This is a genomic window from Micromonospora deserti, from assembly GCF_003236335.1.
Classification (GTDB): domain Bacteria; phylum Actinomycetota; class Actinomycetes; order Mycobacteriales; family Micromonosporaceae; genus Micromonospora; species Micromonospora deserti.
On record NZ_POUB01000226.1, the window covers coordinates 1 to 9,922 of the forward strand.

Consider the following 9,922-nt stretch of genomic DNA (forward strand, 5'->3'; position numbering starts at 1 on the left):
ACCGTGTGCTGCCCGCCACCGGACGGGTGCCACCCGGCCGGGCAGGCGGCTGCGCCGCCCGCGCCGGACGCGCCGAGGGCCACCCCGAGTTGGCAACCGTTCGCCGGCTCGGCTAAAGTTCTCATCCGTCACCGGGAACGCCGGGGGCATGCGGACGTAGCGCAGTTGGTAGCGCATCACCTTGCCAAGGTGAGGGTCGCGGGTTCGAGTCCCGTCGTCCGCTCGGAGATGCCGCCACGCATGACGGGGGCAACCTCGGTGGGGTGGCCGAGAGGCGAGGCAACGGCCTGCAAAGCCGTGTACGCGGGTTCAAATCCCGTCCCCACCTCGGCACGATAGCGAGGGCGATTGGCGCAGTGGGAGCGCGCTTCCTTGACACGGAAGAGGTCACTGGTTCAAACCCAGTATCGCCCACCAGCAACGAAGGCCCGTCACCGGTCGGTGGCGGGCCTTCGTCGTCCCGCCCACCGGCCGTCCCGCCCACCGGCCGTTTCGCCCACCGGCGGTCGGCCTGACGGCGGTCAGGCCGACGCGGCCAGCAGCGCCTCGGCGATCTCGGTCCGGACGCTCAGCAGGGCCCGGCCCTGCCGGTGGGTGGTCACCAGGCCGGCGGCGCGCAGCGCGGTGATGTGCTGTGACACCCCCGCCGGCGACATGCCGGTACGCCGGGCGAGCTCCAGGCCGCAGGTGGGCGCGGCCAGTTCGGCCAGCAGCCGGGCGCGTCCCCGCCCGAGCACCGCGGCCAGCGCCCCGGGAGCCGCCGCCCGGCGTTCCCACAGTGCACCGACCCCGCGGGCCGGGTACGCCAGCTGCGGGGCGTCCCCGGCCGCGATGCTGAGCACCGATGGCCACACGAAGACCGATGGGACCAGGACGAGCGCCCTACCCTCGGGCACGTCGGGTGCGGCGCAGTGCCGCTGGGCGATCAGCAGCGTGTCGCCCTCCCACCGGACCCGCTCGTGCAGGTCGTTGAGCAGGCCGGCGGCGCCGTTCTCGGCCAACCGCCGGGACCGGGCGAACACCTCGGCGTCGAGCAGCGCGCCGATCCGCGGCCACTCCGGGGCCAGGGCGATCCGCCAGTACGCCTCGATCTCCTCGGCCAGCCGGCGCAGCCCGGCCTCCGGGTCGGCGTACAGCGCGGCCACTGCGGGCGGGCGGCCGGCGGGGCAGAGGTCGAGGTGGGCGCGGACGGTCGCGGTCGGGGTGGCCCGGAGGACCGCCAGTTCGGCGCCGAGGTCGGCGGTGAGGCCGCCCGGAGGCGGGGTGAGGAAGTCGGCGAGGTAGCCGGGGGCCGGCGGCACCAGGTGCCAGAGCAGCCCGGCCTCCGGCCCGACCAACCCGGCGTCGACCAGGTGGGGGCGGACCCGGCGTGCCCAGGGCAGGTGGACCGCGTGCTCGCCGTGGTCACGCAGCACCCGGACGCTCGCCACTACCTCCCACAGGCAGGAGACGGCGAAGCGGATCCGTGCCACGCCGTGCGCCGACAGCCCGATGGCGACCACGCGTCCTCCCTGTCCGATTCAGCTGGGACTGAAACGATACTGATGGCGGCGGGGTTCGCCCAGACTGGCCGGGTGAATGATCAACACCTTCGCGCCGAGCTGTTCCGTTCCCTGCACACCGCCGGATCCCCGCTGGTCCTGGTCAACGCCTGGGACGTGGGGAGTGCCCGGATCGTGGCCGCCGCCGGAGCGCGGGCGGTCGCCACCACCAGCGCCGGCGTGGCGTGGAGTCGGGGCGTCCCGGACGGGGACGCCCTCGGCCGGGAGGCCGCCGTCGACCTGGTGGGCCGGGTCGCCGCCGCGGTCCCGGTGCCGGTGACCGCGGACATCGAGTCCGGGTACGGCGCGACCCCGGCCGAGGTGGGCGACACGGTGCGGGCCGTGATCGCGGCCGGCGCGGTCGGCGTGAACGTCGAGGACGCCCGGCACGACGGCGGAGCGCCGCTGCGGGACCTCGACGACCAGTGCGCCCGGATCGCCGCGGTACGGGCAGCCGCCGACGCCGCCGGCGTTCCGGTGTTCGTCAACGCCCGGATCGACACCGTCCTGCGAGGCGCCGGTGGGATCGCGGCGACGGTCGAGCGGGCGACGGCCTACCTGGCCGCCGGCGCCGACGGGGTGTTCGTGCCGGGGCTGGCCGGCCCGGAGGCCATCCGTGACTTGGTCTCGGCGGTGCCGGCGCCGGTGAACGTCATGGCGGGTCCGGGCGCCCCGACGGTGCCGGACCTGGCCCGACTCGGGGTGGCGCGGGTGAGCCTGGGTTCGGCGGTCGCGCAGTCCGCGTACGCGGCGGCCCGGCGGGCGGCCGACGAGGTGTTCGGCGCCGGGACGTACCGGACGCTGGGGGACGCGCTCGACTACGGCACGCTCAACGGGCTGATGAGCTGACCGGGCCGGCACGCGGCGTGCCGGCCACCGTCCTGCGGTGGCCGGCACGATGTCGCGCTGCGACTCCGGCTCCTCGGAGCAGGCCAGCCGTTGCGGTGCCGGTCAGACCAGCGGTGCCGGTCAGAGCGGCGGGGCGACGTCCCGCCGCTCCTCAACCCGCCGGTACTCCACCGGCTCGTCGGCCCGCCGGTACTCCACGGGCTCGTCAGCGGCGACCACCCGGCGGCGGCGTCCCCAGATGAGCGTCGTCATGATCAGCCCGAGCACGCCGGCCGCCATCAGGATCCAGCCGACCACATCGAGGTTGATGCCGCCCAGACTCATGTCCAGGGCGAAGGTGAGGATCGCGCCGACCGCGATCAGGAAGATACTGGTGCCGATACCCACGACAGCCTCCTTGTCAGGGGATGTGTGTGCTGTCGAGGGTCTTCAGTACCCCGTCGCTGACCTGCACAACCATTGGTGGCCGGGCGGCCGCGGTGGGTCGGCGGGCCAGGCGATCTTGTCATCGGGTACAGTTTGTCCGTCGCCGAGGAACGCTGGCGGCACGCGGACGTAGCGCAGCTGGTAGCGCATCACCTTGCCAAGGTGAGGGTCGCGGGTTCGAATCCCGTCGTCCGCTCGCGATCCGCCCCCGGCGGCCCGGTCCGCCGGTCCGGGCGGCGAGCACGGGCGATTGGCGCAGCGGGAGCGCGCTTCCTTGACACGGAAGAGGTCACTGGTTCAAACCCAGTATCGCCCACACATACGTGGGTGCGAACGCCCCGGAACGCGGAGGCAGACGCGGGAGGAACGCCGCGCGGGCGCGCGGTCCTTAGACGGTGTGAACCGCGAGCTGCTCGGGCGACGCGTTGGTCTCAGCAACGGCCGGTCGGGCCTCCTCGTCGGCCTTGGCCCGTGCTCTCGCGGGCCGGGCATTAGGTGGCCACCCCGCCGGCTGTTGGAGCGCCCACATGGTCCAAGGCGGCAAGGATTAGTCGATTTAGTCGCCTTCTTGGCGGAGGTTAGCGTGGCATAGCCACGGGGCCCAGATCTCGGACGGTTTGGGCGAGAGCCCGGATGAGGTCGTTTTCGGTATCGCTGCGCCATACCAGCGCCCATCGCAGTGTCCAGGAATCGCGTAGGGGCAGGTAGACGATGTCGGGACGGGCGTGGTAGTGGGCGGCATGGGATCCGAGCAGTGAGATCGACTCGCCGGTGCCGACGACGGTGAAGAGATCGTCCAACGCTGTGTGGAAGGTGGTATCGCGCTCGATGCGGCGACCGCGGGGCGTCTGGAAGGGGGCAAAACCCTCTTCCCAGTAGTCGGGCATGCCCGTAGAGGTCTACGACGGCGCGGACAACCCCGAGGCCCGGGCCCGGTCCTCCAACGTGGACATCGCGGACCGGCTGGTGGGCAAGCTGCTGCTCATCCACGGCGGCATGGACGACCAAGTCCACCCGGACCACACGCTGCGGCTGGCCGACCGGCTCATCGCCGCCGACAAGGACTTCGAGCTGCTCATCGTGCCCGGGGCCGAGCACTTGTTCATCGACTGCCTGCACTACGTCCGCAAGCGTGGCTGGGACTTCCTGGTGCGCGAGCTGATGGGCACGCAGCCACCGGCCTACCGCCCCGCTCCCATCCCCATCGACGAGTTGCTCGGCGAGCTGTTCGCCTGAGCGCGACACTGGAGACGAGGAAAGGTGAAACCTGGGTACAGGGTGGCGCCCGAGGTCGCAGGACGCGGGTACGCGACGGAGGCGCTGCGGGGTCTGCTGGTATGGGCGTTCGGCACGGGCCGGGTGAAGCGGCCCGTCGCGGACACCACGCACGACAATGTCGGTTCCCAGCGGGTGATGGAGAGGGCGGGAATGCGCCGTACGGGTGCGGACGAGCGCCTGTACCACTAGAACCACGACGGTTCTGCCGTCGGCAGATCCGCTGACCGTGAACATCCGGCCGCGCCGCCACCCGGTGCCGGCACAGTGGAGCGCATGAGACTGCTGGTGCTGGGCGGTACGGGATTCGTGGGCGGCGCGACGGTCGCGGAGGCGGTGCGCCGGGGCTGGTCGGTGACGGTGTTCAACCGCGGGCTGCACGGCGCGACGCCGCCGGGCGTACACCGGTTGCGGGGTGACCGGACCGTGCCCGGCGGGCTGGCCGCGCTGGCCGGCGGCGAGTGGGACGTGGTGGTGGACACCTGGGACGGCGCGCCGCGGGCGGCCGGCGACGCGGCGCGGGCCCTGGTCGCCGCCGTCGGCCACTACGTCTACGTCTCCAGCGGCTCGGTCTACGCGGAACCGGTCGAGCCGGGCTCGGCCGAGGACGCCCCGGTGGTCGACGCCGCCCCGGACGCCGCCGACGGCGACTACCCGCGGAACAAGGCCGGTGCCGAGCGGGCGGTACGGCAGGTGTTCGGGGAGCGCGCGCTGATCGCCCGCGCCGGGCTGATCCTCGGGCCCGGGGAGGACATCGGCCGGCTGCCCTGGTGGCTGACCCGCATCGCCCGGGGCGGTGAGGTGCTGGCGCCCGGACCGGCCGACCTGCCGCTGCAGTACGTCGACGTGCGGGACCTGGCGGCCTGGCTGCTGGACGCCGGCGCACGGCGCCTCGGCGGCACCGTCAACGTGGTCGGCCGGACCGGGCACGCCACGATGGGGGAGCTGCTGCACGCCTGTGTCGCGGCGACCGACGCCGACGCCCGGCTGCGCTGGACCGATCCGGAGCCGATCCTGGCGGCCGGCGTGGTGCCCTGGAACGACCTGCCGATCTGGGTTCCGGCCGGGCACGAGTACCGGTGGTTGCAGGAGCGCGACGTCAGCCGGGCGTACGCGGCGGGGTTGACCTGCCGGCCGGTGGCCGAGACGGTCACCGACACCTGGGCGTGGCTGCGCGTGGTCGGCACGGTGCCGCCGCGGGCCGGGCGCCCGCAGCGGGCCCCGGTGGGGCTGGACCCGGCCCGCGAGGCGGCGTTGCTGGCAGCGGGGACGGGAGAGCAGGTGCCGTCGGCCTGACAAGCCCCATCGTGCCCCTACCCCGGCGGCGCCCCGGGCGGGGTTTGCCGCTCCACCCTGCGACACCCGCCGGCCGGTCGCCCGGGACGCGGGTCGTCGACTCAGCGTTCCCGGACCACCGCCACCGGGCAGTACGCGTGCTGGATGAGCTGCTGGCTGACCGAGCCGAGCAGCATCCCGCGCAGCTCCCCCCGGCCCCGGCTGCCGACCACCAGCAGCGCGGCGCTGCGGCTGGCCTCCACCAGCAGGGACGCGGCACCGCCGGCGGCCACCTGCACCGTCACCTCGACGTCGGGGAACGTCCCGGACCACCGGGCCAGTGGCTCGTCCAGCTCGGCCCGGTCGGCTGCCGCCGCCTCCCGTGCCTCCGGCCCCGACGGCGGGCGCTGCCCGATGGGCGGCTGCCAGGCCCGCAGCACGTGCAGCGGCACCCGCCGCGCCGCGGCCTGCTGGTAGGCGAAGCCGAGTGCCAGCAGCGAGTGCTCCGAGCCGTCCACCCCGACCGCCACCCGCCCGGCCCGCGCGCCCCGCGCCGCCGTCTCCCGGACGACCACCACCGGGCAGTGGGCGTGCGCGGTGACCGTCACCGCGGTCGAGCCGGCGAGCAGCCCGCCGAACCCGCCGTGGCCGCGGCTGCCCAGCACCAGCAGGGCGGCCCGCGCGGAGCGTTCCTGCAACATCACCGCGGGCGGGCCGTCGACGACCTCACTGGTGACGGTCAACCCTGGGTGCGCGGCGGCGGCGTCCGCCGCCGCCTTGCCGACCAGCTCCTCGACCTGCCGCCGCGCCGTATCGTCCGGCCAGACGCCCGGCGCGACGCCCGGACCCAGCCAGCCGGCCACGGTGAACCATTCGAAGACGTACGCCAGCCGCACCGGCCGTCCGCTGCGCTCCGCCTCGTCCAGCGCCCACTCCAGCGCGGCCGAGGCGTCGGGGGACGCGTCGTAGCCGACCAGGATCTCGTCTCCACCCGCCGGCCCGTTCCTCGCGCTCACGGACTGCCCCGCAGTCCTGGGTCGCTCTCCCGGAACCAGCGCCACTCCACCACCCGGGGGTCGTCCTCGCCGTGCTCACGGGTGTAGTCCCGGCAGGACTGGCGGGCGTCGACCATCTCCTGGCGCAGGTGCGCGGCCCGGGCGGCCAGCCCCGGCACCCGGTCGATCACGTCGGTGACCAGGTGGAACCGGTCCAGGTCGTTGAGCATCACCATGTCGAACGGGGTGGTGGTGGTGCCCTCCTCCTTGTAGCCGCGTACGTGCAGGTTGTCGTGGTTGGTCCGGCGGTAGGTGAGCCGGTGGATCAGCCACGGGTAGCCGTGGTAGGCGAAGATGACCGGCTTGTCCCGGGTGAAGATGGTGTCGAACTCGTTGTCCGGCAGGCCGTGCGGGTGCTCCGACGGGGGTTGCAGGCGCATCAGGTCGACCACGTTGACCACCCGCACCTTCAGCTCCGGCAGGTGCCGGTGCAGCAGGTCCGCCGCGGCCAGGGTCTCCAGCGTCGGCACGTCCCCGGCGCAGGCGAGCACCACGTCCGGCTCGCTGCCGATGTCGGTGCTGGCCCACTCCCAGATGCCCACCCCCCGCCGGCAGTGCTGGATCGCCTCCTGCATCGACAGCCAGTTCGGCGCGGGCTGCTTGCCGGCCACCACGACGTTGATGTAGTGCCGGCTGCGCAGGCAGTGGTCCATGGTGGAGAGCAAGGTGTTGGCATCCGGCGGCAGGTAGACCCGGACCACCTCGGCCTTCTTGTTCATCACGTGGTCGATGAACCCCGGGTCCTGGTGCGAGAAGCCGTTGTGGTCCTGCTGCCACACGTGGCTGGACAGCAGGTAGTTCAGCGACGCCACCGGCTGCCGCCAGGGGATGCCCCGGGTCACCTTCAACCACTTGGCGTGCTGGTTGACCATCGAGTCGACGATGTGGATGAACGCCTCGTAGCTGGTGAAGATGCCGTGCCGACCGGTCAGCAGGTAGCCCTCCAGCCAGCCCTGGCACAGGTGCTCGGAGAGGACCTCCATCACCCGCCCGTCGGGGGAGAGGTGGTCGTCGCCCGGCACCGTGCCGGCGAGCCAGGCCCGGTCGGTGACCTCGAACACCGCCTTGAGCCGGTTCGAGGCGACCTCGTCGGGGCCGAACAGGCGGAACGTCTGCGGGTTGGCGGCGATCACGTCGCGGATCCACTTGCCCAGCTCCGCGGTGGCGCCGGTGATCGTCGTGCCGGGGCGCGGCACGTCGACGGCGTAGTCGCGGAAGTCTGGCAGGGTCAGGTCGCGCAGCACCAGGCCGCCGTTGGTCACCGGGTTGGCGCTCATCCGCCGGTCGCCCCTGGGCGGCAGTTCGGCCAGCTCGGCGACGGGGGCGCCGGTGGCGTCGAAGAGCTCCTCCGGCCGGTAGCTGCGCAGCCAGCGCTCCAGCTCGGCCAGGTGCGCCGGGTTGGTGCGTACCTCCGCCAGCGGCACCTGGTGCGCGTGGAAGGTGCCCTCCACCTGCTTGCCGTCGACGTTGCGGGGGCCGGTCCAGCCCTTCGGCGTCCGCAGGACGATCACCGGCCAGCGGGGGCGCTCGACGGTCCCGCCGGAGCGGGCCCGCCGCTGGATGGCGGTGATCTCGTCCAGCGCCCCGTCCAGCGCCGCGGCGAGCGCCTGGTGCACGGTCGGTGGGTCGTCGCCCGCGACGACGTACGGCTGGTAGCCGAACCCGCGGATCATGCCGAGCAGGTCGTCGGCGGGGATCCGGTCCAGCACCGTCGGGCTGGCGATCTTGTAGCCGTTGAGGTGCAGGATCGGCAGCACCGCCCCGTCGCGCGCCGGGTTGAGGAAGGCGTTGGACAGCCAACTGCCGGCCAGCGGCCCGGCCTCCGCCTCACCGTCGCCGATCACGCAGGCGACCAGCAGGTCCGGGTTGTCGAACGCGGCGCCGTAGGCGTGGCTCAGCGCGTACCCCAGCTCGCCGCCCTCGTGGATCGAACCCGGCACCTCCGCCGCCACGTGACTCGGGATGCCGCCGGGGAAGGAGAACTGGCGGAACAGCCGGGCCATGCCGGCCTCGTCGCGGCCGACGCCGTGGTACCGCTCGCTCCAGGTGCCCTCGAGCCAGGTGTTGGCGACGATCGCCGGCCCGCCGTGGCCGGGACCGGTGATGAACATGGCACGCAGGTCACGGGCGACGACGACCCGGTTGAGGTGGGCGTAAAGCAGGTTCAGGCCGGGGCCGGTGCCCCAGTGGCCGAGCAGCCGCGGTTTGACGTGCTCCGGGGTCAGCGGCTCGCGGAGCAGCGGATTGTCCAGCAGGTAGATCTGCCCGACGGTGAGGTAGTTCGCCGCCCGCCAGTAGGCGTCAAGCCGGCGCAGCTCGTCCTCGGTCAAAGGGCTGTGCAGGTCGAGAGCGGTGTCCATACTGCCTGAGCCTCTCGCGGGTAGGGAGCGGTCGGGTGTGGATCAGAGCCCTTGGCTTCGCGCCGGGTGCGCGTTACGCCCCATCCAGCGGCGCCTCGGCGACCCCGCGCACCACGATCACCGGCGCCGGTGAGTGGTAGAGCAGGGACTGACTCACCGCGCCGAGCATGCCCCGCCACGGCTCGTCGCCCCGCGCGGCGACCAGCGCGACCTGCGCCGACCGGGACTGCTCGACCAGAATGGTGCCGGGGTCGCCGCGAATCGTGTGGCACTCCGCGGACACCGACGGATGCCGGCTGGCGCACCGGGCCACGATCCCGGTGAGCAGGCCCGGATCCTCGGTGCCCGACTCGACGGCCCGGACGGCGAGCAGCCGCGCCTTCCGCCTGGCGGCGCAGTCGAACGCCCAGGCCAGCGCGAACTGGGAGCTGGTCGAGCCGTCCACGCCGACCAGCACCGGGCCCTGCGGCGGCGGCTCCGGGCGGACCACCAGCACCGGACAGTTGGCCTGGGCGGCCAACTTGACCGCCGGCGAGTCGGCCGGCACGCAGTCGCCGCAGGTTACGCCGCCGTCGCCGACGGCGACCAGGAACGCCGTCTCCGACCGGCGGATCAGGCCGGCGACCAGTGCCCCCTCGACGATCTCGCCGGTCACCGGCAGCTCCGGCTCGACCTCGCCGGCCACCGCGGCGGCCTCCGAGATCAGCGCCTCGGCGTCGGCGCGGGGCCCGGCGACCGATTCGGCCTCCAGCGCTGCCGCCCAGTCGAACACGTGCAGCAGATACAGCGGCCGGTCGTGCGTGGCGGCCTCCTGGGCGGCCAGCCGGACGACCGGCAGGTCACGCTCCGAACCGAGACCGACCAGCACCGCCGCGTCGGTGGCTGCGGCCATCCGACATCACCTCCGCAGGCGTCGAGCCCGGCCCCGTTCTGAGGCTAGTCGTGACGGTACGGCGGCGGGGCGGGATCCCCGCACCGCCGTCCCGGGTGCGGGATTGCGGCGTTGGGGGTGTCGCCGATGTGGTGTGAGTCGGTGTCCGGTGTCGGTCGTGGGAGGGTGGCTGGCGGCCGTCTGTCTGATGGCTGCCTGGATGTCGGGTTTCGGGGTGTGACCGGGGGCATTCGGGGTTTGGAATCGTGG

The 9,922-nt window shown here is 73.5% G+C and carries 9 protein-coding genes, 5 tRNA genes and 1 pseudogene; 9 read left to right on the forward strand and 6 right to left on the reverse strand.

Features of this window, described 5'->3' with window-relative positions; all coding sequences use genetic code 11:
• Window positions 1–150 precede the first annotated feature (150 nt).
• The 3 genes from C1I99_RS24375 to C1I99_RS24385 all read left to right on the forward strand — a co-directional run bounded on the left by C1I99_RS24375 (window position 151) and on the right by C1I99_RS24385 (window position 417).
• Window positions 151–223, forward strand: a tRNA-Gly gene (locus tag C1I99_RS24375).
• Window positions 224–257: 34 nt separating this feature from the next.
• A tRNA-Cys gene (locus C1I99_RS24380) sits at window positions 258–328 on the forward strand.
• Between the two features lie 14 nt (window positions 329–342).
• A tRNA-Val gene (locus C1I99_RS24385) sits at window positions 343–417 on the forward strand.
• A gap of 104 nt (window positions 418–521) precedes the next feature.
• On the opposite strand, the gene C1I99_RS34630 is transcribed toward C1I99_RS24385, so the two are convergent.
• Window positions 522–1,502: an ArsR/SmtB family transcription factor gene (locus C1I99_RS34630; RefSeq protein WP_111136535.1), complete on the reverse strand. Its 981-nt coding sequence runs from the start codon at window positions 1,500–1,502 to the stop codon at window positions 522–524.
• Window positions 1,503–1,574: 72 nt separating this feature from the next.
• On the opposite strand from C1I99_RS34630, the gene C1I99_RS24395 reads away from it, so the two are divergent.
• Complete coding sequence (locus tag C1I99_RS24395; protein WP_111136543.1) at window positions 1,575–2,390, forward strand: isocitrate lyase/PEP mutase family protein; 816 nt, start codon at window positions 1,575–1,577, stop codon at window positions 2,388–2,390.
• A gap of 120 nt (window positions 2,391–2,510) precedes the next feature.
• Here C1I99_RS24395 and C1I99_RS24400 read toward each other — a convergent pair whose 3' ends face one another.
• Complete coding sequence (locus C1I99_RS24400) at window positions 2,511–2,777, reverse strand: DUF6458 family protein (protein ID WP_111136536.1); 267 nt, start codon at window positions 2,775–2,777, stop codon at window positions 2,511–2,513.
• Between the two features lie 162 nt (window positions 2,778–2,939).
• Between C1I99_RS24400 and C1I99_RS24405 the strand changes: the two genes are divergently transcribed.
• Together C1I99_RS24405 and C1I99_RS24410 are read left to right on the forward strand one after the other, a co-directional pair.
• A tRNA-Gly gene (locus tag C1I99_RS24405) sits at window positions 2,940–3,012 on the forward strand.
• 48 nt (window positions 3,013–3,060) lie between these two features.
• A tRNA-Val gene (locus C1I99_RS24410) sits at window positions 3,061–3,132 on the forward strand.
• Window positions 3,133–3,394: 262 nt separating this feature from the next.
• Here C1I99_RS24410 and C1I99_RS24415 read toward each other — a convergent pair.
• Window positions 3,395–3,703: a type 2 periplasmic-binding domain-containing protein gene (locus C1I99_RS24415; RefSeq protein WP_111136537.1), complete on the reverse strand. Its 309-nt coding sequence runs from the start codon at window positions 3,701–3,703 to the stop codon at window positions 3,395–3,397.
• Here C1I99_RS24415 and C1I99_RS24420 point away from each other — a divergent pair.
• The 3 genes and pseudogenes from C1I99_RS24420 (at window position 3,702) to C1I99_RS24430 (ending at window position 5,387) form a co-directional block, all read left to right on the forward strand.
• Complete coding sequence (locus tag C1I99_RS24420; protein WP_199562377.1) at window positions 3,702–4,052, forward strand: alpha/beta hydrolase family protein; 351 nt, start codon at window positions 3,702–3,704, stop codon at window positions 4,050–4,052. The two genes, C1I99_RS24415 and C1I99_RS24420, sit on opposite strands and share 2 nt — an antisense overlap.
• An 18-nt stretch (window positions 4,053–4,070) precedes the next feature.
• A pseudogene (locus C1I99_RS24425) lies at window positions 4,071–4,283 on the forward strand (GNAT family N-acetyltransferase); the annotation flags it as partial.
• Between the two features lie 84 nt (window positions 4,284–4,367).
• Window positions 4,368–5,387: an NAD-dependent epimerase/dehydratase family protein gene (locus tag C1I99_RS24430; protein ID WP_111136539.1), complete on the forward strand. Its 1,020-nt coding sequence runs from the start codon at window positions 4,368–4,370 to the stop codon at window positions 5,385–5,387.
• 101 nt (window positions 5,388–5,488) lie between these two features.
• Here the strand turns inward: C1I99_RS24430 and C1I99_RS24435 are convergent, their stop codons facing one another.
• From C1I99_RS24435 to C1I99_RS24445, 3 genes are all read right to left on the reverse strand, one after another.
• Complete coding sequence (locus C1I99_RS24435; protein WP_111136540.1) at window positions 5,489–6,382, reverse strand: universal stress protein; 894 nt, start codon at window positions 6,380–6,382, stop codon at window positions 5,489–5,491.
• On the reverse strand, window positions 6,379–8,781 hold the full coding sequence (locus C1I99_RS24440; RefSeq protein WP_111136541.1) for a phosphoketolase family protein: 2,403 nt from the start codon (window positions 8,779–8,781) through the stop codon (window positions 6,379–6,381). The genes C1I99_RS24435 and C1I99_RS24440 overlap by 4 nt, the downstream gene beginning before the upstream one ends.
• A 73-nt stretch (window positions 8,782–8,854) precedes the next feature.
• Window positions 8,855–9,673: a universal stress protein gene (locus C1I99_RS24445; RefSeq protein ID WP_111136542.1), complete on the reverse strand. Its 819-nt coding sequence runs from the start codon at window positions 9,671–9,673 to the stop codon at window positions 8,855–8,857.
• Between the last annotated feature and the right edge of the window lie 249 nt (window positions 9,674–9,922).

Bases quoted from the DNA above. Each gene is read 5' to 3' on its own strand.
- C1I99_RS24445 (WP_111136542.1), bottom strand. From the start codon at position 9,673: ATGGCCGCAGCCACCGACGCGGCGGTGCTGGTCGGTCTCGGTTCGGAG.
- C1I99_RS24420 (WP_199562377.1), top strand. From the start codon at position 3,702: ATGCCCGTAGAGGTCTACGACGGCGCGGACAACCCCGAGGCCCGGGCC.
- C1I99_RS24430 (WP_111136539.1), top strand. From the start codon at position 4,368: ATGAGACTGCTGGTGCTGGGCGGTACGGGATTCGTGGGCGGCGCGACG.
- C1I99_RS24440 (WP_111136541.1), bottom strand. From the start codon at position 8,781: ATGGACACCGCTCTCGACCTGCACAGCCCTTTGACCGAGGACGAGCTG.
- C1I99_RS24415 (WP_111136537.1), bottom strand. From the start codon at position 3,703: ATGCCCGACTACTGGGAAGAGGGTTTTGCCCCCTTCCAGACGCCCCGC.